The following is a 21,521-nucleotide window of genomic DNA, read 5'->3' on the forward strand; positions in this document are numbered from 1 at the left end:
CCCGACGCACGCCGCCGGTGGTCACAGCGGTGTCAGCGCGGCGATCTTCCACGTACCGTCCACTTTGCGCGCCGTCACCGACAACGCTGCCGACGACGAGGTCTGCTGGCCCGTCGTGGTGTTGAGCGTCTGCTGCTCCAGGAACGCCAGCACCCGCGCCGTGCCGCCGCTCAGGTCCTGCACCCCCAGGGACGCCACCGTCGTCGTGCGGATCAGCTTCTGCGCGGCCGCCTGCTCCTGCGCCGCCGCGAAGGTGTCCCGGTACTGGGCCACCGCCTCGTCGACCAGGCCGTCCAGCGCGGCGCGCTCGGTTCGCGCCAGGTTGCCGTAGTCGTAGGAAAACACCGCCTTCAGGGCCGCGCTGATCTGCTCCGCCGCCTCCGTCGTCGCCGGTGCGTCCGCGAGCGCGGCGTTCGGCGTGTGCCACCGGCCGGCCTGCACCGCGGCCCACCCGGCGAACCCGCCGGCGACCACGATCACCGCCGTGAGCACCGACACCCACGTCGCCACGCGGGGAGTCACGACGACCCCTGCACGGACGTGATCTTCCACGTCCCGCCGGCCCGCGCCACGTCCGCCGTCAGATGGCTGCGGCCCGGCTTCGGCTCGTCGCCACCGGAGGCGATCGACACGTCCAGCACCGCGATCACCCGCGCCGCGTCACCCGTCAGCTCCGTCACGGCGATCTGCCGCAGCGACGCCGTCGCCACCAGTTTCGCCGCCGTGGCCCGGTCCACCTGCCCCTGCCGGTCCCCGCTCAGCGACGTGCCCAGCTGCCCGCTCGTCACCGCGATCCACCGGTCCAGCGCGGCGCCGGCCTCGCGGTAGTCGATCGTGTTCAACGCGACCAGCGCGTCGCCCGCGGCCGCGATCACCGCGTCCCGGTCCCGGGCACGCACCAGCCCGTCGTCGTGCGCCGCGCTCCACCAGCTCCACCCGAACCACGCCGCGGCCAGCACCGCGACCGCCGCCAGCGCGCCCAGCAACCGCGTCATCCCGGCAGCCCCAGCAGCTGCCCGAGCGAGCTCGCGGTCCCGCTGACCAGTCCCAGCACCCCCGGCAGCTGAGGCGACGAGGACTGCTCCGGCGCGGGCGCGGGGCCGGACGGCTTCGCCGGGTTGACCGGCTTGCCCGCGTACGGCGCGTTCTGCGCGCCCCGCACGCCCGTCGCGCTGCCCGGCGGTTCGGCGCAGTACGCCTGCCGGTTCGCCGGGACCTCGCGGGTGTCGTTCGCCGGACGCTGCTGCGTCGTCTCGTAGCCCTTGGTGCACGAGTGCGGGTCGAAGAAGTTCAGCACCAGCCCGAGGTGCCCCTCGCCGTTGGACCACACGGACCGGGTGAACGCCGAGATCACCGGGTAGGCCACCAGCAGCTCCTCGATCGCGTCCGTGCGCACCGAGGTGATCTGCGCGGTGGTGAGCAGGTTCGCGATCAGCACGCCGAGGTCGGTGCCGGAGGTCGCGAGGATCGTGTCCAGGTCCCGCGCGAGCCCGGGCGTGGTGTCGATGACCTTCCGCAGGTCCGGGTCGGCGCCCTTGAGCTGCTCGGCGATCGTGCGCAGCCCGGTCGCCATCGACGTGATGGTGTCGGCCTGCCGCTGCTGGGTGTCCAGCACGGTCCGGCCGTCCGCGAGCAGCCGCGTGGTCTGCGGCAGGTTCTCCGTCGCGGTGGTGGTGAACGAGTTCGCGGTGTCGAGCAGCTGTTGCAGGTCGTGGCCGCTGCCCGCGAACGCGTCGTAGGTCTCGTCCACGACCGTCTTCAGCGACTGCGTGTCCACACTGGACACGAGCCGGTCGAGGTTGGCCAGCACGGTGTCCGGCGACAGCGGGATGGCCGTGCGGTCGCTGGTGATCACCGACCCGTCCGCCAGGTAGGGCCCGTCCTCGTGCTTGGGCCGCAGGTCGACGTATTGCTCCCCGACCGCCGACCGGGTCGCCACGACGGCCTCGGTGTCGGCCGGGATCTTCTCGTCGGAGGTGATGTCCAGGTCGACCGCGACCCCCTCCTCGGTCAGGTGCAGCTTCGTCACGCGCCCGACCGCGACCCCGCGGTAGGTCACCTCGGCGCCTTCGAAGATCCCGCCCGACTCGGTCAGGTTCGCCGTCACCAGGTAACCGCTGGTGCCGAACAGCCGGCCCAGCCCGGCGTACTCGCCGCCGGCGTAACCGACCGACGCGAGCGCGATCAGCAGGAACGCGATCAGCTGGATCCGGTGCTTGCGCGTGATCACGGCGTTCCTCCGAGCAGGTTGCCGAGCAGGTCGGACAGCCCCGGCAGCAGGCCGGTCGCCGGCTGCGGCTGGGTCTGGGCCCCCGACGTGCCCAGCTGCGGCTGCGGGATCGGCAGCGGCGGCGCCGTGGCCTGCGTGCCGGTGACGTTGGTGCTCGGCAGCTGGATCGACGGGAACTTGCCGGAGTTGGCGATGTTCTGGAAGATCGCGTCCAGGTTGAGGTCCAGCCGCGCGGTGACGTTCGCGTAGTCGCCCTTGACCACGTCACCGGCCACGTCGGGCAGCGGGTAGGTCGGCAGGATCTTCAGCGCCTCCGGCAGGTCCGTGCCCGCTTCGGCCAGTTTGGACAGGGTGGGCGCGAGCGCCCGCAGGTCCGCCAGCAGCGACTCCCGGCTGGCGTTGATCGTGTCCACGGCCACCCCGGAGAGCCGGTCGAGCGACTGCAGCATCCCGACGAGCTGGTCCCGCTGCTGGGTCACCACGTCCATGCCGGGCGCGAGATCGTCCAGGGCGGTGGTCAGGTTCGCGGTCTGCGCGACCAGCGTGCCGGACAGCCGGTTGAGCCCGTCGATGGCCCGGATGATCTCCGACTTCTGCCCGTCCAGTTCGATCGCGATCCGGTCCACCCGCGCCAGCAGCGCCCGGATCTCCGCCTCGTTGCCGGTGAGCGCGTGGTTCAGCTCGCGGGTGATGTCGGCCAGCTGGTTGACGCCGCCGCCGTTGAGCAGCAGCGACAGCGCGCCCAGCACCTCCTCCACCTCGGGGTTGCGGTTGGTGCGGGTCAGCGGGATCACCGAGCCCTCACGCAACGTCCCGGCCGCCGGTTCCCCGGCCGGCTCGGCGAGCTGCACGAACTTCTCCCCCAGCAGGCTCGACTGGCGCAGCTGGGCGAAGGAGTTCTCCGGCATCTTCAGGTCGCCGTTGAGGCTCATGGTGACGATCGCCGACTTCGTGTCCGGCGCCAGCGTGATGGTGTCGACCCGGCCGATCGGCACGTCGTTGACCTTCACCGCGGCCTGCGGGACGAGGTCGAGCACGTCGGCGAACTGCGCGGTGATCCGGTACGGGTGGTCGCCGAGGTCCGCGCCGCCCGGCAGCGGCGTGTTGTACAGCCCGGAGAAGCCGGCCGTCCCGCAGCCGGCCACGAGCAGCAGCACCCCGCTCAGCACCCCGGTCAGCCGCCTCACGACCCGGCCTCCGGGATGTCGACCAGCGGCAGCAGGGGCAGCGGCGGCAGCTTGCCGCTGTTGATGTCGGCCAGCAGCTGCGGGATCGACGGCACCTTCGCGATGCCCTCGACCACCGGGGCGATCGCCTCGCACACGTCGCTGACCGTGGTCGGCAGCCCGACCGGCGTGGACGCCTTGATCAGCCGGCACAGCGTGGTGATCAGCGGGTTGGTGAACTCGTTGGCGTTGTAGCGGATCGCGATGCTGCCCGACGCCGCGTCGTAGGAGTTGATGAAGTTCGTCATGCCGGTCGGGCCGACGTCGAGCACCTCGGCCAGCGCCGCCCGCTGGTCCACCAGCACCTGCGTGATGCTCGCCAGCTTGTCCACATTGGACGTCAGCAGGTCCTTGTTCTCCGCCACGAAGCTCTGCACGTCGCCGAGCGAGGAGCCGAGGGCGGCCAGCGCGGCGCTGACGTCGTCGGAGTCCTCGGCGAGGAAGCCGGTGACGTTGCCCAGCCGCTGGTAGAACTCGTTGAGCTGCGCGTCGCTGCCGGCCAGCGCGGTGGTGAACGACTGCAGGTTCCGCACGGTGCCGAACAGGTCGTCCTTGGAGTTGTCCAGGGTGCGCGACAGGTTCGCCAGCTCGGTGACGGTGCTGTTGAGGTTCAGCCCGTTGCCGTCGAGGTTGGCCGCGGCGGTGTCCAGCAGATCGGACAGCGCCCCGTTGGCGTTGGCGCCGTTGGGGCCCAGGCTGGTGGAGAGCTCGTCCAGCGTGCCGTAGAGGTCGTCCAGCTCCATCGGCGTCGCGGTGCGCTCCCGCGGGATCACGGCGCCGGACGCCATCACCGGGCCGCTGTCGTAGGCCGGGGTGAGCTGCACGTACCGGTCGCTGACCAGGCTGGGCGCGACCACCACGGCACCCGCGTCGGCGGGGATCTGCACGTCGTCGTCGACCCGCATGTCCACGCGCACCACGGCACCTTCCGGGGTGACCCCGGTGATCTCGCCGACCTGCACGCCGAGCACCCGCACCGACGATCCGGCGTAGAGGCCGACGGTCTTGTCGAACAGCGCGGAGATCCGCGTGCCGCCGGTGTCCCGGAACACCAGGAACAGCCCGGCGGTCACGAGCAGCGCGACCACGCACCCGGTCGCGACCCAGCGGTAGACGCCGCGCGAGGCACGGCTGTCGAGCGTCATCCGCCCCCCAATCCCTGGTCCGGCGCGGAGATCGGCGGCGTGCAGCCCTCCGGGTTGATGGACAGCCCACCCGCCTTGATCACCGGCGGCAGCAGCCCGCAGATGTAGCCCTCGAACCAGCGCCCGTTCCCGGTCGCGTTCGCGCCGACGCGGGTGAACGGCGCGAGCAGCTCGAGGCTGCGGTTCAGGTTGTCCTGGTTGTTCTGCAGGATCGTGGTGACCTCGCCGAGCCGTTCCAGCGTCGGCCGCAGCTGGGCGCGGTTGTCGGCGACCAGGCCGGACAGCTGGGCGGCGAGCTGCTGGGTGCCGGTGAGCAGCGCCTTGATCGCGTCCCGGCGCCGCTGCAGCTCGCCGAGCAGCAGGTTGCCGTCGTCGATGATCGCGGTGAGCTGGGCGTTGCGGTCGGCGAGCGTGCGCGACACCTGGCTGGTGTTCGCCAGCAGGTTCGCCAGCTCCTGGTCGCGGGAGGACACCGTGCGCGACAACGCGGACAGGCCGGACAGCGTGTCCCGCAACGGTTGCGGCGTGTCCTTGAGCGCGTCGGCGACCACGTCGAAGCTCTGCGCCAGCTGGCCGGTGTCGATCTGATCGACCGTGGTGGACAGCTGCTGGAAGGCGTCCTGCAGCTGGAACGGCGTGGTGGTCCGCTCGACCGGGATCGGCTCGTCCGGGTCCAGCGCGCCCTCGCCCCTGGGTTTCAGCGCCAGGTACTTCTCCCCCAGCAACGTCTTGATCTCGATCGAGGCGGTCGAGTCACGGCCGACGCGGGTGTTCTCCACCTTGAACCTGACCAGCACCGTCTTGCCGGCCAGCGACACGTCGGTGACCTGGCCGACCTTCACGCCGGCCACCTGCACCTCGTTGTCCGGCGCGAGACCGGCGGACTCGGCGAAGTAGGCCTGGTAGGTGGTCCCGGTGCCGAGCAGCGGCAGCTCGTCGGAGAAGTAGGACACCAGCGTCACCAGCACGACGAGCACGAGCGTCACCGCCCCGACGGCGGCCTGGTTGCGGTCCTTGAGCGGCTTCATGACGTCTTGCACCTCTCCGGAAGCTCGGTCGCCGGAAGGGGGAGCAGCGGCAGCGTGATGTTCAGCGAGGTCACGCCGATCGTCCCGGTCAGGCCGCAGAGGTAGTAGTTGTACCAGCCGCCGTAGCTCAGGGTCCGGGTGAACTTCTCCAGGTTGCCGGGCAGTTTCGTCAGCAGCTCGTCGATCAGCTGCCCGGAGTCGGCCAGGGTGCCGGACAGCGTGCCGCGCGCGGCGATGTCCTGCTGCACCGGCGGGCGGGCGTCGGCGAGCAGTCCGGCGGTGGCGTCGGTGAGGTCGCCCAGCGCGGACACCGCGTCCCCGATCGGGCCGCGCTGGGCGGCCAGGCCGGACACCAGCTGCTGGGTCTGGTCGATCAGGTTCGACAGCTGCGGGCCGCGGTCGTTCACCGTGGTCAGGACGGTGTTGAGGTTGCCGATCACCTGGCCGATCACCTGGTCGCGGTCGGCGATGGCCTGGGTGAGCGACGCGGTGTGCGACAGCAGGCTCTCGATCGTGCCGCCCTCGCCCTGGAACACCTGGATGATCTCGTAGGAGAGCTGGTTGACCTGCTGCGGGTCGAGCGCGGCGAACAGCGGCTTGAACCCGTTGAACAGCACGGTGAGGTTGAGCGCGGGCTGGGTGCGCTCCGGCGGGATCATGCCGCCCGCCGCGAGCCGGTCGTCGCCGGGGACGTTGGTGCCCAGCGACAGGTACCGCTGCCCGACCAGGTTGCGGTACTTGACGGTCGCGGTGACCGAGCCGGGCAAGCGGTAGGCCGACTGGACGGTGAAGTGCACGTCGGCGTAGCTGGCGTCGCCGTCCTGCTCGACGGTGATGCTGTCCACCTGCCCGACCTTCACGCCGACGATCCGCACGTCGTCGCCCTCGTGCAGCCCGGAGGCGTCGGTGAAGCGCGCGGTGTAGGTGGAGGTGACCCCGAAGTCGGTGTTGGCGATGGTCGCGCCGAGGATCCCGGTCAGCAGCACCGTGACGGCCGCGAAGATCGCGATCTTGATCAGCGACGGCAGGAACCGGTTCACTGGACCTCCACCTCCGCCCCGCGGTAGAGCGGCCCGGCGAGCAGGGTCGCCCACCCGGGCACGTCCTGCGGCGCGGCCGGGGACAGCAGCGCCGCGACCAGGTCCTGCTCGGCCGGCGAGTTCGCCACCGAACCCGTGGTGGAGGACCCGCCCGCGATGATCCCGTTGCTGGGCAGCGGCACGCTCGCGCCCGGGCCGGCCGGCGGGTGGGTCGAGCCGTCCTGGATGGGCCCGCCCGGCGGGTACTGCGGCCAGCGGCCCGGCGGCGGCACCATCGGGTAGCAGCGCGGGCCACGCTTGTCGAGGTACTCCGGTTCGTCCTTGCCCGGCTCGTACTTGGTGCGGTCGGCGATGAACCGGATCGTCACGTGGTTCATCTTGTCGGTGCCGGCGCCGAAGGCCTGGTACGCGCGCGGCACGGCCTCGGCCAGCTGCTGCAGCAGGCACGGGTACTCCGGCGCGTACTTCGCCAGGACCTCCAATGTGGACTGCGAAGTGACCGTGAGGTTGATCAGGTTGGCCCGGTTGACGCGCAGGAAGCTGTCCAGGTTGTCGCTCGCGCCGGTCACCGACGCCCACACCTGGGCGAGGGTCTGCTGCTTGTCCACCAGGGTCTTCGTGGTGGTGGTCAGATCGGCCAGCGCCTGCAGGAAGTCCGGCGCGGCCCGGTCGTAGGTGTCCGCGACGTCCGCCAGCCCGGTGATGTCGGCCTTGATGTCGGGCAGCGACGGGTTCAGCCCGGCCAGGTACTCGGACAGGTTGACCAGCGTGGCGCCGAGCTGCTCGCCGCGGCCGTCGAGCGCGGTGGACACCGCGCTGAGCGTGCTGGCGAGCTTCTGCGGCTGGACGGCCTGCAGCAGCGGCATGACGTTGTTGAGCACCTGCTCCAGCTCGATCGCGGAGCTGCTGCGGTCCTGCGGGATGACGTCACCGGCGGCGATGTGCTGCGCCGCCGGATCGGGCGGGATCTGCAGCGCCACGTAGCGTTCGCCGAACAGGGTCTTGGGCAGCAGCCGCGCCGACACGTTGGCCGGGATCAGGGGCAGCTGGTCCGGGTCCAGGGCCAGGTCGAGCACGGCGTGGTCGCCGAGCGCGTCGATCGAGCGCACCTCGCCGACCACGACGCCGCGGATCTTGACGTCGGAGCCCTTGCGCAGCTGGTTGCCGACGTGGTCGGTCTCCAGCCGCACCATCGCGACCGGGGTGAACTCCTTGTTGTAGGCGGCCACCGTGGTGGCGAAGAACAGCCCGCACACGACGAGGAACACCAGGCCGAGCACCTGGTACCAGAGTCGCCGCAGCAGCACCGCCCGTCTCATCCCGCGATCCTCACCGTCGTGGTCGCGCCCCAGATCGCCAGGCTGAGGAAGAAGTCCAGCACCGAGATCAGCACGATCGAGGTCCGCACCGCGCGGCCCACCGCGACCCCGACGCCGGCCGGGCCGCCGCTGGCGGTGTAGCCGTAGTAGCAGTGCGACAGGATCACCAGCACGCTGAACACGATCACCTTGCCGAACGACCACAGCACGTCCTCGGGCGGCAGGAACAGCCCGAAGTAGTGGTCGTAGGTGCCCGCGGACTGGCCGTAGAGCCACACCGTGACCTGCCGGGACGCCAGGTAGGACGACAGCAGGCCGACCGCGTAGAGCGGGATCACCGCACCGAGCCCGGCGAGCACGCGCGTGGTGACCAGGTACGGCAGGCTGGGCACCGCCATCACCTCGAGCGCGTCGATCTCCTCGGAGATCCGCATCGCGCCGAGCTGCGCGGTGAACCCGCAGCCGACGGTCGCCGACAACGCGAGCCCGGCGGCCAGCGGCGCCACCTCACGCGTGTTGAAGTAGGCCGAGATGAACCCGGTGAGCGCGGCCGTGCCGAGCTGGCTGAGCGCGGCGTAGCCCTGCAGGCCGACGATGAGACCGGTGAACAGGGTCATGCCGATCATCACGCCGAGTGTCCCGCCGATCACGGCCAGACCGCCGGTGCCGAAACAGACCTCGGTCAGCAGCCGCAATGTTTCCTTGCGGTAGCGGCGAAGCGTGCGCGGCGCCCAGGCGAGCGCGCGGACGTAGAAGGAGAGCTGGCCGCCCAGTCCCTCCAGGACCGCGCCCGGGCGCGCGATCATCTCGAGTGTCCGGTCGGACACCCCCGGCTGTCTCTCCAGGGTTTCGGCGGTCATCACAGCGCTTTCGGCGGAACGATCCGCAGGTAGATGGCGGTCAGCACGACGTTGATGAGGAACAGCAGCAGGAACGTGATGACCACGGCCTGGTTCACCGCGTCGCCGACGCCCTTCGGGCCGCCGGCCGGGTTGAGCCCGCGGTAGGCGGCCACCACCCCGGCGACGAACCCGTACAGCACCGCCTTGATCTCGCTGACGTAGAGGTCGGGCAGCTGTGCCAGCGCGTTGAAGCTGGCCAGGTACGCGCCCGGGGTGCCGCCCTGCATGACGACGTTGAAGAAGTAGCCGCCGAGCACCCCGACCACGCTGACCAGGCCGTTGAGCAGCACGGACACGACCATCGCGGCGAGCACGCGCGGCACGATGAGGCGCTGGATCGGGTTGACCCCGAGCACCTCCATCGCGTCGATCTCCTCGCGGATCTTGCGCGCCCCGATGTCCGCGCAGACGGCACTGCCGCCGGCGCCGGCGACGAGCACGGCGGTGATCAGCGGGGCGGCCTGCTGCACGATCGCCAGCGCGCTGGCCGCGCCGGTGAACGACTGCGCGCCGATCTGCTGCGTCAGCGAGCCCAGCTGCAGCGCGATCACCGCGCCGAACGGGATGGCGACGAGCGCGGTCGGCAGGATCGTCACGCTCGCGAAGAACCAGCACTGCAGGATCCACTCGCGGAACTGGAAGGGCCTGCGCGGGATCGCCCGCAGCACCTCCCAGGCCAGTGTGGACAGGCGGCCGACCTGGGTGAGCGCGGCGGTGCCCGGTATCGTGAGCGTTCCCGTGCGTGACCCCATCACACCTCCGCGACCCCAGCCTCGTTGCTCTGAGTCTTACTCCCTGGCGGGAAACCGCTTTGCGTTAGCGGTGTTTACTTCGTATTCCCGTGAAGTCGATCACCCCTGGATGTTCAGTGCGTGGGTGGCGGTGGCCCCGCCGTCGGCGACGAACTCGGCGCCGGTGCAGTAGGAACTCTCGTCGGACGCCAGGAACACCGCGAGCTGCGCGATCTCGTCCGGCTCGCCGACCCGGCCCAGCGCGACCTTCTTGCCGACCCAGGACGTGTCGATCTCGGCCCCGCCCGCGGCGTCGGACACCATCTTGGTGTCGATCATGCCGGGATGGACCGAATTGACCCGGATCCCCTTGCGCCCCAGCTCCAGCGCGGCCACCTTCGTCATCCCCCGGATCGCGAACTTGCTCGCGGTGTAGGCGACGAGGAACGGCATGCCGGCCAGACCCTCCACAGAGGACACGTTGATGATCGAGCCGCCACCGGCCCGCGTCATCGGTTCAACGACCGAGCGCATCCCGAGAAACGCCCCGATCTGGTTGATCCCGATGACGCGTTCGTAATCGGCCAGTGATGTGTGCGCCAGCTCCGAGAAGTGCAGGATTCCCGCGTTGTTCACCAGCACGGTGAGCCCGCCGAACTCGTCCCCGGCCCGCTGGACCGCGGCGGCCCAGTCGTCCTCGCGTGAGACGTCCAGGTGCTGGTAGACCGCGCCGATCTCCTCGGCGAGCGCCTTGCCGTCGTCGTCGGCGACGTCGGCGACCATCACCTTCGCGCCCTCCTGCGTGAAGCGCCGCGCCGCGGCCGCGCCCTGTCCGCGGGCCGCGCCGGTGATCAGCGCGGCCTTCCCGTCGAGGCGTCCCATCACATCATCTCGTCGGTCAGCGGCAGGTACACCGACTTCAGCTCGGTGTAGGCCTCGATCGAGGACTTGCCGCCCTCCCGGCCCAGCCCGGACTGCTTGAAGCCGCCGAAGGGCAGGTGCGGCTCGATCTGGAAGCCGTTGATGCCGATCGTGCCGGCCCGCAGCTTGCGGGAGACCCGGAACGCGCGCTGGACGTCGGCGGTGAACAGGCCCGCACCCAGGCCGTACTCGGTGTCGTTGGCCAGCCGCACGGCCTCGTCCTCCTCGGTGAACGGGACGACCGCGAGCACCGGGCCGAAGATCTCCTCCTGCGCGATGGTGGCGTGGTTGTCCACGTCGGCGAAGATGGTCGGGGCGACGAAGTTGCCACCCGCCAAGTCGCCGCCGAGCCGTTCACCGCCGGTGACCAGGCGGGCGCCCTCGGCCTTGCCCTTCTCGATGTAGCCGAGCACGCGTTCCAGCTGCCTGGGGTTGATCAGCGGGCTGGCCATCACGCCCGGGTCGAACGGGTCGCCGTAGGTCATCGCCTGCGCCATGCCCTGGGCCGCGCCGAGGAACTCGTCGTAGACGTCGCGGTGCACCAGGGCGCGGGTGTTGGCGACGCACGCCTGACCGGACAGCCCCATGGTGACGGCGCCGACGACCGTGGCGGCGGCCAGCGCGACGTTGGGCGCGTCGGCGAACACCAGCGCCGGGCTCTTGCCGCCGAGTTCGAGCGAGACCCGCTTGAGCGTGCCCGCGGAGGCCTCGACGATGTGCTTGCCCACCGCGCGGCTGCCGGTGAAGCTGACCTTGTCCACGGCGGGGTGGGTGATCAGCGCTTCACCGACCGGGTCGCCGGGGCCGGTGACGACGTTGAGCGTGCCGGCCGGCAGCCCGGCCTCCACGAGCAGCTCCACCATGCGCAGCACGGTGAACGTGCAGTACTCCGAAGGTTTGAGCACGATGGTGCACCCGGCCGCGAGCGCCGGGGCGACCTTCTGCGCGAACAGCAGGAACGGCGCGTTCCACGGCAGGATCGCCGCGACCACGCCGATCGGCTCGCGGAAGGTCATCGCCAGGTGGTCGCCGCCCTGGTACGGGGTCAGGGTCTCGCCGCCGAGCTTGTCGACCCAGCCGGCGTGGTGGTCGAACACGTCCGCCGCGGCGCCGACCGAGGTCGCGTAGATCGTGCTGCTGAACGACAGCGGCACCGAGTTGTCCAGTGCCTGCAACGCGCGCAGCTCCTCGGCGTGCTCGCGCAGCAGGTCGGCGTACCGGTGCAGCACCGCGACCCGGGTGCTCGCGCGGGAATGGGACCAGGCGCCGGACTCGAAAGCCACGCGCGCCGAGGCGACCGCGGCGTCGACGTCGGCCTCGGTGGCGATGGCGAACTCGCCGATCTCCTCGCCGGTGGCCGGGTGCCGGTGGGTCCAGGACTCGCTGCCGGTGCCCGGGCCCCACTGGCCGTCGAGGTAGAGCTGACCGGTCTTGAGGCCGACGGATTCGCGGTGCGGCTGCACGGTGAGTGTCATGGGAGCTCCAGGATCTCGGTGGCGGCGAACATGGTCTCGGGGTCACGGCCGGCGAAGTGCGCGCCCACGGTGGTGTCCAGCTCCTCGGCCGTCCACAGCGGACCGGTGGTGTCGAACCGCTGCTCGACGGCGGGCGGTTTGAGCAACGCGACCATGCCGCCGTGCACCACGAACACCTGGCCGTTGATGCGCTCCGCCTTCGCCGACGCGAGGAACGCGACGAACGGGGCGACGTGGTCCACCGACAGCGGGTCGGTGCCGCCGTCCGGCGCGTCGCCGAAGACGTCCGCGGTCATCGCGGTGCGCGCGCGGGGGCAGATGGCGTTGGACCTGCCGCCGTTCCGGGCGGCGCCCCGGGCGGTGGCGACGGTGAGGCCCACGATCCCCGCCTTGGCCGCCGCGTAGTTGGGCTGACCGGCGGATCCGACGAGGAACGCCTCGGAGGCGGTGTTGACGATCCGCGCGAACACCGGTCGCCCGGTCTCCTTGGACTGCTTGCGCCAGTGCGCGGTGGCGTTGCGGGACAACAGGAAGTGGCCCCGCAGGTGCACCCGGATCACGGTGTCCCACTCGTCGTCGGACATCGAGAAGAGCATCCGGTCGCGCAGCACCCCGGCGTTGTTGACGACGACGTGCAGCCCGCCGAAGTGGCCGAGCGCGGCTTCGACGAGGGCGTCGGCGGCGGCGGCCTCGCCCACGTCCCCGGTGACGAGCAGCGCCCGGCCGCCCTCGGCCTCGATCTCGTCGACGACGGTCTTGGCGGTTTCGGCGACGTCGTTGACGACCACCGCGGCACCCGAACGGGCCAGCGCGAGCGCCTCCGCCCGGCCCAGTCCCGCCCCGGCGCCGGTCACGATCGCCACCCGCGGTTCCCTCGCACCATCCACGACGGCCAGACTAGAATCTGTTCTCGTTCCGGACAAGCCCCAGTTTCTGCCGTTTACCCGACCGTGAAGAGCGCATTCTTCGGGCAGGCCGCGATCGCCTGCGAAACACGTTCTACTTCAGATTCCGGCACCGACGAGTGGATGATGCGCAACTCCTCGTCCTCGTCCAGCTCGAACACGGCGGGCGCGAACCCGATGCACACCTCGTTCGCCTCGCACAGCGACCGGTCGACGGCGACCTCCATGGCTTTCCTCCTCGGCGGCGGAACTGATAGAAATAGAACGTGTTCTAGACTAGCGCCATGGACCGGTCTGCTTCCAGCAACGACCGGGCGGGCCGGAGGTGACGCATGCGGATCGGCTACACGCCCGACCAGGAGGAACTGCGCGGCGAACTGCGCGACTACTTCGCCCGGCTGATGACCCCGGAGCGGCGGGAGGCGCTGGCCGCGGCCGGCGGCGAGTACGGGGATGGCAAGGCCTACAAGGAAATCGTGCGTGAGCTGGGCCGGGACGGGTGGCTCGCGATCGGGTGGCCGGAGGAGTACGGCGGGCAGGCCCGGCCGATGCTCGACCAGCTGATCTTCACCGACGAGGCGGCCGTGGCCGGGGTGCCGGTGCCGTTCCTGACGGTCAACACGATCGGCCCCACGATCATGCGGTTCGGCACGTCCGAGCAGAAGGCGTTCTACCTGCCCCGCATCGCCGCCGGGGAGCTGCACTTCTCGATCGGTTACTCCGAGCCGGAGGCCGGGACCGACCTGGCGTCGCTGCGCACCCGCGCGGTCCGCGACGGCGACTCCTACGTGATCACCGGCCAGAAGATGTGGACGAGCCTGATCGAGTACGCCGACTACGTGTGGCTGGCCGCGCGCACCGATCCGGACGCGAAGCGGCACAAGGGGCTGAGCATCCTGGTGGTGCCCACCGACGCGCCCGGGTTCTCCTGGACCAAGGTGCGCACCGTCGCCGGGCCCGGCACGAGCGCGACCTTCTACGACGGCGTGCGGGTGCCGGTGTCCGCCCGGATCGCCGACGAGAACGCCGGCTGGCCGCTCATCACGAACCAGCTCAACCACGAGCGGGTCGCGCTGACCTCGGCCGCGCCGGTCATCGCGGCACTGGACGAGGTGCGGAGGTGGGCGCGGGAGACCAAGCAGCCGGACGGCAGCCGGGTCATCGACGCCGGGTGGGTCCGCACGCACCTGGCCCGCGTGCACGCCCACGCCGAGTACCTGAAGCTGCGCAACTGGCGGATCGCGTGGGCGGCCGGGTCGGACGAGCTGGGCGCGGCGGAGGCGTCGGCGACGAAGGTGTTCGGCACGGAGCTGGCGATCGAGGCGTACCGGCTGCTGATGGAGGTCGTCGGGCCGGGCGCGGTGGTGCGTGCCGGCTCCCCCGGCGCCGTGCTGCGCGGACGGCTGGAACGCGCGCACCGCTCGGCGCTGATCCTGACCTTCGGCGGCGGCACGAACGAGATCCAGCGCGACCTGATCGCCGCGACCGCCCTGGCCCTGCCCGTGACCCGCTGAGGAGGAACCCGTGGACTTCGCGCTGAGTGAGGACGTCACCGAGCTGGCCGCGCTCGTCCGGCGGATCCTGGGCGAGCGGGCGACGCCGAGCGCCCACGGCTCGGGTGGGTTCGACCGGGCGGCCTGGGCGGAGCTGGCGCGGGCGGGGGTGATCGACGCGGCGCTCCCGGCCGCGGTCGGCGGCGGTGGCCTGGGTCTGCTCGGGCAGTGCGCGGTGCTGACCGAGATCGGCCGGGCGGTCGTCGAGGTGCCGTACCTGCCGACCGTGGTGGCGGCGTCCGCGATCGCCGAGGCCGGCGACGGGCGGCTGATCGAGCGGTGGGTGGTGCCGGCGGTGCGCGGCCGGGCGGTGCTGGCCCTGGCCCTGCCGGACGCGGGTGCGCCGTGCGGGTTCACGGCGGACGGCGACGGCGGCGGCTGGCGGGTCTCCGGGGCGCAGACGGCGGTGCCGTTCGCCGCGTTCGCCGACGCGCTGGTCGTGTCCGCGCACACGCCGGAGGGCACCGCGGTGTTCGTGGTGGACGCGGACGGGGTGCAGCCGCAGAGCGTGGTCGACCACGCGGACGCCGGCCTGGTCGAACTGGCCGGGGCCCCGGCTACGCGCCTGGCTCTTCCCGAGGCGTGGGTGCGCGAGCGGGCGACGGTCGGGTTGTGCGCGCAGCAGCTCGGGGTGCTGGAGAGCGCGTTGCACCGCACGGCCGAGTACGCGCGCTCGCGGGAGCAGTTCGGGCACGCGATCGGGGCGTTCCAGGCGGTGCGGCAGCGGCTCGCGGACGGCTACATCGACGTGGAGGCCGTGCGGCTGACGCTGTGGCAGGCCGCGTGGCGCCTGTCCGAGGGGCTGCCGGCGGGCGAGGAGGTCGCGACCGCGAAGTACTGGGCCGCCGAGGCCGGGCACCGGGTCGCGCACACCGCGGTCCACGTGCACGGCGGCGTCGGCATCGACACCGAAGGCGACCTGCACCGGTACTTCGTCGCGGCCAAGCGGCTGGAGTTCACCCTCGGCGGGGCCACGGCGCAGCTGCGGGTGCTGGGCGACCTGCTCGCGGCGTCATGACGGTCACCGATCTGCTGCTGGCCCGCGCCGAGGACGACGGCCCGGGGTTGCGGTTCGAGGACGCGTCGTGGACGTGGCGGGAGCACGTGCAGCAGTGCGCGGATCACGCGGCGGCGTTGCGGTCGCTGCTCACCGGGCCGGTGAAGCACGTGGGTGTGCTGGCGGACAACGTGCCGTCGTTTTCGTTCCTGCTCGGCGGGTGCGCGTTCGCGGGTGCGGTGCTGGTGGGGCTGAACCCGACGCGCCGGGGTGCGGCGCTGGAGCGGGACATCCGGCTCGCGGACTGCCAGCTGGTGCTCACCGAGGGGCGGCACGCGTCGCTGCTGTCCGGCATCGACGTCCCGGTGCTGGACCTGGACGGGCCGGAGTGGGCTTCGTTGCTGGCCTCGTGCGCGGGGTCTCCGCTGTCCCCGGTGGCCGCGACGCCCGCGGATCTGCTGATGCTCATCTTCACCTCCGGCACCAGCGGCGATCCGAAGGCGGTGCGGTGCACGCACGAGAAGATCGCGTTCCCCGGGCAGATGCTCGCCACCCGGTTCGGGTTGTCCACATCGGACTGCGTCTACCTGTCGATGCCGATGTTCCACTCGAACGCGATCATGGCCGGCTGGTCGGTGGGGCGGGCCGCCGGGGCGACGCTGGCGATGCGGCGGCGGTTCTCGGCGTCCGGGTTCCTGCCGGACGTGCGGCGGTTCGGCGCCACCTACGCGAACTACGTCGGCAAGCCGCTGTCGTACGTGCTCGCGACGCCGGAGTTGCCGGACGACGCCGACAACCCGCTGCGGATCGTGTACGGCAACGAGGGCGCGGAAGCGGATCTGGCCGAGTTCGGGCGGCGGTTCGGCTGTCACGTGGTGGACGCGTTCGGCTCGACCGAGGGCGGGATCGGCTTCGCCCGGACGCCGGACACGCCGCCGGGTTCGCTGGGCCGGCTGCCCGAGGGCGTGTCTGTGCTGGACCCGGAAACCGGCTCGGTGTGCCCGCCCGGCGTGGTCGGGGAACTGGTGAACACCGCCGGCGCGGGTGCGTTCGCGGGCTACTACAAGAACCCGGAGGCGGACGCCGAGCGCCTGCGCGACGGGCGGTACCACACGGGCGACCTGGCGTACGTGGACGAGAACGGGTTCTGCTTCTTCGCCGGCCGGCTGGGCGACTGGCTGCGGGTCGACGGGGAGAACCTGGGCACCGCGCCGATCGAGCGGATCCTGTTGCGCCACCCGGCGATCGCGGAGGCGGCGGTGTACGCCGTGCCGGACCCCGCGGTCGGTGACCAGGTGATGGCCGCGCTCGTGTTGTCGGGGCCGCTGACGCCCGGCGAGTTCGGCTCGTTCCTGGCGGCGCAACCGGACCTCGGCCCGAAGCAGCTGCCCCGGTTCGTGCGCCTCGTCTCGGAACTCCCCCGGACGTCGACGTACAAGGTGGTGAAACGGCGGCTGGCCGCGGAGGGGACGGGCTGCTCGGACCCGGTCTGGTCACGTACCGGCAAGGATTGCGTGTACGCCCCCCGGCCGACGGTGCGGCCGTAGAGTGGCGGTATCGGTGCGGTTCACGCACTGAACCTGTTCCCCACCGCGGGCCTCTCCCCGGCGGCTCAGAACCGCACGTTGATCGGCCGCAGGCGCCGGGGTCCGGTGTCCGGCCGGGCGGGCGGCGGGCCCAGCACGATGCGCGCGTTGGCGACGAACGCCCCCTCCGGCGAGGCCATCACCGGGTCCAGCGTCAGCGCCCGCACCTCCGGGTGGTCCTCCGCCAGCGTCGCCACCCGCAGCACCATGTCCTGCAGCGCGGCCAGGTCCGCCGGCTCGTCACCGCGGTACCCGGTCAGCAGCGGGGCGCTCTTCGGCTCCCGGATGAGCGTCGCGGCGTCCACGTCGGTCAGCGGCACCGCCCGGTACGCCCGGTCCCCGAGCAGCGTGCTCACCAGCCCGGACAGCCCGAACGACACCAGGCTGCCGAACGACGGGTCGTCCTGCAGCCCGATCAGGCACGAGATACCCTTCGGCGCCATCTTCTGCACGTAGACGTCCTGCTCGCCGGACACCTCGCTCAGGTCCTCGTACCCGCGCCGCACCGCGTCGGGCGAGGCCAGGTCCAGTCGCACGCCCGCGAGGTCCGGCCGTCCGCGCAACCGCTCGTCCACGGCCTTCACCGTCACCGGGTAGCCCAGCTCCTCGGCGGCCTCGACCGCGCCCTCGGCGCTGGACACCATCCGGAACGGCACCACGTCGATCCCGTAGCACCCGAGCAGCCGCACGATGTCGGCGTCCTCCAGCACGACGTTCTTGTCACCGCCGGCCAGGATGTCCCGCACGACCTGCTCCGCCTGCTCGACGTGCAGCCCGTCGGGGCGGATCAGCGTGCCCTGCGGCCGCTGCCGCCACGCCGCGTACCGCACGACCTTCGCCAGCGCGTTCACCGCGCGCTCGGGGCTCGGGTAGGACGGGATCGACCCGCGGCCGGGGGCGCCGTCCGGGCCGGGCACGGCCAGCTCGGCCGGCACGCCCTCGGCGGCCAGAAACGTCGAGACGATCGGTTTGCCCTGGTCCAGCTCCTGCGCCGCCTCGCGCAGCGCCCGCGCGTAGGTGCTGCCCGGGATCGACAGCGGCGGCACGAACACCGCGACCAGCGCGTCGGTCTCCGGGTTGTTCAGCGCCTCCCGCACCGCGGCGGCGAAGTCGTCCGGACCGGCCTGCGGCCCGACGTCGACCGGGTCGAACGCCAGCCGCAGCCCCTGCGCGCGGGCGGTGTCGGCGGCGAGCAGGCCGATCGCGCTGGAGTTGCCGACGATCCCGATCCGCGGGCCCGCGGGCAGCGGCTGGTGCGCGAACACCAGGGCGGTGTCGAACAGCTGCGCCAGCGTCTCCACCCGCACCACGCCGGCCTGCTCGAACAGGGCCTGCACGCTCGACTCGTCGACCTCGGCGGAGGTCGCGGCCAGCTGCGGGCGGACGGCGTGCCGGCCGGACTTCACCGCGACGATCGGCTTGCTGCGGCCCAGCCGCCGCGCCAGCCGCGCGAACTTGCGCGGGTTGCCGAACGATTCGAGGTAGAGCAGGACGAGGTCGGTGTTGGAGTCGGTCTCCCAGTACTGCAGCAGGTCGTTGCCCGAGACGTCGGCGCGGTTGCCTGCGGAGACGAACGTCGACAGGCCCAGGCCGCGCGCCTCCGCGTCGGCGAGGATCGCCGTGCCCAGCGCGCCGGACTGGCAGAAGAAGCCGGCGCGGCCGCGTTTGGGCAGGCGCGGGGCGAGGGTGGCGTTGAGCCGCACGGCCGGGTCGGTGTTGAGCACGCCGAGGGCGTTCGGGCCGACCACGCGCATGCCGTGCGCGCGGGCCTCGCCGACCAGGCGCAGCTCGGCGTGCAGGCCGTGCGGTCCGGCCTCGCCGAACCCGGCGGTGACGATCAGCAACGTCTTGACACCCTTGGCGAGCGCACCGTCCAACACGGACTCGACCTGGTCGGCCGGGACCGCGACCACGGCGAGGTCCACCGGGTCCGGGATGTCCACAACGGACGGATAGGCGCGCACCCCGCGCACCGATCGGTGCTCCGGGTTGACCGGGTAGACGGTGCCGGCGAAGTCCGCGCCGAGCAGGTTCGACAGGACCGAGTAGCCGACCTTGGTGGGGTCGGCGGAGGCACCGATCACGGCCACCGACCGCGGGTGCAGCAGGTTGTAGACGCTACGCGCCTCGGCGGCCTGTTCCCGCGCCCGGGCGACGGCGAGGGACTCCTCGGTGGGGTCGATGTCGAACTCCAGGTGCAGCACGCCCTCCTCGATGGCGCGGCTGACCTGGTAGCCGGCGTCGCGGAAGACACGCACCATGGCGGCGTTCTCGGCGAGGACCTCGGCGACGAACCGGCGCAGACCGCTCTCGGAGGCGGCCGCGGCCAGGTGTTCCAGCAGGATCGACCCGACACCGCGCCCCTGGTGAGCATCGTCGACGACGAACGCCACCTCGGCCGACGGCCCGTGCCCGAGCCGCTCGTACCGCCCCACGGCGATGATGTCGTCGCCGAGCAGGGCGACGAACGCGACCCGGTCGTGGTGGTCCACGACGGAGAACCGCTCGAGATCCCGCTGCGGGATGCGCGGGTAGGCGCCGAAGTAACGCAGGTACCGGGTGCGCTCGGAAAGCTTGCCGTGGAAGGAGACGAGGGCGTCGGCGTCACTGGGGATGATGGGTCGCAAGTGGACGGTGCCGCCGTCGCTGAGCAGAACGTCGGCCTCCCAGTGGCGGGGGTAGTCATAGGGATCGCGGGGCCCGTGCTTGTCACGGTTCGCGCCACCACGCTCGGCGTCGAGCTCAGCCGCCCCACGCTCAGCACCACCGCGCTCGGCACCGGGCTCACCCGCCCCACCCCCAGCACGAGGCTCAGGGCCACCACTGCCAACACCATCGCGCCCAGCACCACCAGGCTCGGCACCCGGCCCAGCCGCACCACGCTCGGCACCACCGCGCTCAGAATCGGGCTCAGCGCCACCGCTCCCAGCACCAGCAGGCCCACCGCCACCGCGCTCTGCGCCAGGCTCAGCCGCACCGCGCCCAGCGCCACCAAGTCCAGCACCACCGCGGTCGGCACCAGCGGGCCCAGCGCCACCGCTACCCCTGGGGCCGGTCTCGCCCGGCTGCTTCCGGTCGCCGCCACCGCTCCGGCTCTCACCGGGCGCGGCGGCCGAGGCCCGGTGCGCGCCGGCCTCGCCGCGGGCCGCGCCGGTCCACCGCTGCTCCGCCCCGCTCAGGCCGCGAGCGGTCCCGCCGGGTTCGTCCTCGTGCGCGCCGCCGGGCGTGTCGGTCCTGCTCATCTCACGTCTATTCCTCGGCTCGGTCGGGTCAGTCCCTCGGGTCGTCGGGGTCGAGGCCGTGCAGCGGGAACACCGCGCGGCGCGTGTCCCGGATCGCGACGTCGACCGGGTCGTCCACCCCGTCGCCCCAGGCGCGGAACGCGGTGTCCCGCCCGTCGGTCATCTCCGGCGGCACCTCGGCGCTCGGCGCGGCCCTCAGGACCGTGCTGACCCAGTTGGGCGGCAGCGGCGTCTCGGGCTTCACGTCGCGGTCGAGCACCGTCGCCATCAGGTGCGTCCACGACCTCGGCACCACCCGGATCAGCTGGTACCCGCCACCGCCGACGGCGAGCCACCGGCCCTCGGTGTGGCGCTCGGCGAGGTCACGCAGAGTAGCGTAGATCGTCCGGTGTCCGTCGACCGAGAGCGCGAGGTCGGCCAGGGGGTCCTCCTCGTGCGAGTCCACGCCGCACTGGGTGACCAGGATCTGCGGCCGGAACACCTCGAGCAGGGACGGCACGACCGCGTGGAAGGCGCGCAGCCACCCGGCGTCGCGCGTGCCCGGCGGCAGCGGGACGTTCACCGACGTGCCCTCGGCCTCGCCGGACCCGGTCTCCGCGCTGTACCCGGTGCCCGGCCACAGGGTGAACGGGTGCTGGTGCAGCGAGACGGTGAGCACGCGGGGGTCGCCGTAGAAGGCGGCCTGCACGCCGTCGCCGTGGTGGACGTCGGTGTCGATGTAGGCGATGCGGTCGAAACCGTGGTCGAGCAGCCAGGAGACGGCGACCGCGCAGTCGTTGTAGACGCAGAAGCCCGCGGCGTGGTCGCGCATGGCGTGGTGCAGGCCACCCGCGATGTTCACCGCGCGGCGCGCCTCCCCGTCGGCGATCTTGCGGGCGCCGAGCAGGGTCGAGCCGACCACCAGGGCGGAGGCGTCGTGCATGTCGCTGAACACCGGGTTGTCGGCGGTGCCGAGGCCGTGGCCGACGTCCCAGCCCGCGGTCGGCGCCAGCTTGACCGCCGCCAGGTACTCCTCAGCGTGGATGCGGTACAACTCGGTATCGGTGGCGGGCTCGGGCACGAGCAGTTCCACGCCGTCGAGGACCCCCAGCTCGGTGGCGAGCCGCACGGTGAGGTCGAGCCGGACCGGGTTGAACGGGTGCTCACCGCCGAGGTCGTAACCGAGGAGGGCGGGATCCCAGACGACGGCGGGCTGCATGACGTCCGATGGTAGCCGTGAGG

General features: G+C 72.0%; 19 protein-coding genes. 3 read left to right on the forward strand and 16 right to left on the reverse strand.

Translation table 11 applies throughout. The features are described 5' to 3' along the window. Nucleotides 1-21: 21 nt before the first annotated feature. The 14 genes from D0D28_RS17995 to D0D28_RS18060 all read right to left on the reverse strand — a co-directional run bounded on the left by D0D28_RS17995 (nucleotide 22) and on the right by D0D28_RS18060 (nucleotide 13,149). Nucleotides 22-522, reverse strand: coding sequence for a nuclear transport factor 2 family protein (locus D0D28_RS17995; RefSeq protein ID WP_116111365.1), 501 nt, complete (start codon nucleotides 520-522; stop codon nucleotides 22-24). Then, nucleotides 519-995 carry a hypothetical protein gene (locus tag D0D28_RS18000; RefSeq protein WP_116111366.1) on the reverse strand — a complete coding sequence of 159 codons (477 nt, stop codon included), beginning with the start codon at nucleotides 993-995 and terminating at the stop codon, nucleotides 519-521. The genes D0D28_RS17995 and D0D28_RS18000 overlap by 4 nt, the downstream gene beginning before the upstream one ends. Further along, entirely contained in the window at nucleotides 992-2,230 is a 1,239-nt protein-coding gene (locus D0D28_RS18005; RefSeq protein ID WP_116111367.1) for an MCE family protein, read from the reverse strand. Before D0D28_RS18005 ends, D0D28_RS18000 begins: the two co-directional genes overlap by 4 nt. Further along, nucleotides 2,227-3,417 (reverse strand): MCE family protein, encoded by a 1,191-nt coding sequence (locus D0D28_RS18010; protein WP_116111368.1) that lies wholly within the window; start codon nucleotides 3,415-3,417, stop codon nucleotides 2,227-2,229. Before D0D28_RS18010 ends, D0D28_RS18005 begins: the two co-directional genes overlap by 4 nt. Beyond that, complete coding sequence (locus tag D0D28_RS18015; protein WP_094007535.1) at nucleotides 3,414-4,601, reverse strand: MCE family protein; 1,188 nt, start codon at nucleotides 4,599-4,601, stop codon at nucleotides 3,414-3,416. Before D0D28_RS18015 ends, D0D28_RS18010 begins: the two co-directional genes overlap by 4 nt. Further along, nucleotides 4,598-5,629 carry an MCE family protein gene (locus D0D28_RS18020; RefSeq protein WP_094007534.1) on the reverse strand — a complete coding sequence of 344 codons (1,032 nt, stop codon included), beginning with the start codon at nucleotides 5,627-5,629 and terminating at the stop codon, nucleotides 4,598-4,600. Before D0D28_RS18020 ends, D0D28_RS18015 begins: the two co-directional genes overlap by 4 nt. Continuing rightward, nucleotides 5,626-6,669 (reverse strand): MCE family protein, encoded by a 1,044-nt coding sequence (locus tag D0D28_RS18025; protein WP_116111369.1) that lies wholly within the window; start codon nucleotides 6,667-6,669, stop codon nucleotides 5,626-5,628. The genes D0D28_RS18020 and D0D28_RS18025 overlap by 4 nt, the downstream gene beginning before the upstream one ends. Continuing rightward, nucleotides 6,666-7,988 carry an MCE family protein gene (locus tag D0D28_RS18030; protein WP_116111370.1) on the reverse strand — a complete coding sequence of 441 codons (1,323 nt, stop codon included), beginning with the start codon at nucleotides 7,986-7,988 and terminating at the stop codon, nucleotides 6,666-6,668. The genes D0D28_RS18025 and D0D28_RS18030 overlap by 4 nt, the downstream gene beginning before the upstream one ends. Then, a complete protein-coding gene (locus D0D28_RS18035) occupies nucleotides 7,985-8,848 on the reverse strand; it encodes an MlaE family ABC transporter permease (protein WP_162831107.1) in 864 nt (287 codons plus the stop codon). Before D0D28_RS18035 ends, D0D28_RS18030 begins: the two co-directional genes overlap by 4 nt. Then, nucleotides 8,848-9,642: an MlaE family ABC transporter permease gene (locus D0D28_RS18040; RefSeq protein WP_116111372.1), complete on the reverse strand. Its 795-nt coding sequence runs from the start codon at nucleotides 9,640-9,642 to the stop codon at nucleotides 8,848-8,850. Before D0D28_RS18040 ends, D0D28_RS18035 begins: the two co-directional genes overlap by 1 nt. A 99-nt stretch (nucleotides 9,643-9,741) precedes the next feature. Further along, nucleotides 9,742-10,503: a glucose 1-dehydrogenase gene (locus tag D0D28_RS18045; RefSeq protein WP_116111373.1), complete on the reverse strand. Its 762-nt coding sequence runs from the start codon at nucleotides 10,501-10,503 to the stop codon at nucleotides 9,742-9,744. Next, on the reverse strand, nucleotides 10,503-12,017 hold the full coding sequence (locus tag D0D28_RS18050) for an aldehyde dehydrogenase family protein (protein ID WP_116111374.1): 1,515 nt from the start codon (nucleotides 12,015-12,017) through the stop codon (nucleotides 10,503-10,505). Before D0D28_RS18050 ends, D0D28_RS18045 begins: the two co-directional genes overlap by 1 nt. Further along, entirely contained in the window at nucleotides 12,014-12,904 is an 891-nt protein-coding gene (locus D0D28_RS18055) for a 3-oxoacyl-ACP reductase (RefSeq protein WP_116111375.1), read from the reverse strand. Before D0D28_RS18055 ends, D0D28_RS18050 begins: the two co-directional genes overlap by 4 nt. 53 nt (nucleotides 12,905-12,957) lie before the next feature. Continuing rightward, nucleotides 12,958-13,149 (reverse strand): ferredoxin, encoded by a 192-nt coding sequence (locus tag D0D28_RS18060; RefSeq protein WP_116111376.1) that lies wholly within the window; start codon nucleotides 13,147-13,149, stop codon nucleotides 12,958-12,960. 105 nt (nucleotides 13,150-13,254) lie between these two features. Here D0D28_RS18060 and D0D28_RS18065 point away from each other — a divergent pair, with 105 nt between their 5' ends. From D0D28_RS18065 to D0D28_RS18075, 3 genes are read left to right on the forward strand one after another with little or no spacing between them, the layout of a single operon-like run. Next, the gene (locus D0D28_RS18065) at nucleotides 13,255-14,436 is read left to right on the forward strand and encodes an acyl-CoA dehydrogenase family protein (RefSeq protein WP_116111377.1); all 1,182 of its coding nucleotides are present in this window, start codon (nucleotides 13,255-13,257) and stop codon (nucleotides 14,434-14,436) included. Between the two features lie 10 nt (nucleotides 14,437-14,446). Beyond that, nucleotides 14,447-15,493 (forward strand): acyl-CoA dehydrogenase family protein, encoded by a 1,047-nt coding sequence (locus D0D28_RS18070; protein WP_116111378.1) that lies wholly within the window; start codon nucleotides 14,447-14,449, stop codon nucleotides 15,491-15,493. Further along, the gene (locus D0D28_RS18075) at nucleotides 15,490-17,019 is read left to right on the forward strand and encodes a long-chain-fatty-acid--CoA ligase (RefSeq protein WP_116111379.1); all 1,530 of its coding nucleotides are present in this window, start codon (nucleotides 15,490-15,492) and stop codon (nucleotides 17,017-17,019) included. The genes D0D28_RS18070 and D0D28_RS18075 overlap by 4 nt, the downstream gene beginning before the upstream one ends. Before the next feature lie 65 nt (nucleotides 17,020-17,084). Here the strand turns inward: D0D28_RS18075 and D0D28_RS18080 are convergent, their stop codons facing one another. Further along, on the reverse strand, nucleotides 17,085-19,712 hold the full coding sequence (locus D0D28_RS18080) for a bifunctional GNAT family N-acetyltransferase/acetate--CoA ligase family protein (protein ID WP_116111405.1): 2,628 nt from the start codon (nucleotides 19,710-19,712) through the stop codon (nucleotides 17,085-17,087). A 616-nt stretch (nucleotides 19,713-20,328) separates the two neighbouring features. Continuing rightward, nucleotides 20,329-21,498: an acetoin utilization protein AcuC gene (locus tag D0D28_RS18085; protein WP_094007522.1), complete on the reverse strand. Its 1,170-nt coding sequence runs from the start codon at nucleotides 21,496-21,498 to the stop codon at nucleotides 20,329-20,331. Between the last annotated feature and the right edge of the window lie 23 nt (nucleotides 21,499-21,521).

Origin of the sequence: Amycolatopsis ruanii, from assembly GCF_003385175.1 — a bacterium.
In the GTDB taxonomy this organism is placed as follows: Bacteria; Actinomycetota; Actinomycetes; order Mycobacteriales; family Pseudonocardiaceae; genus Amycolatopsis_E; species Amycolatopsis_E thermalba.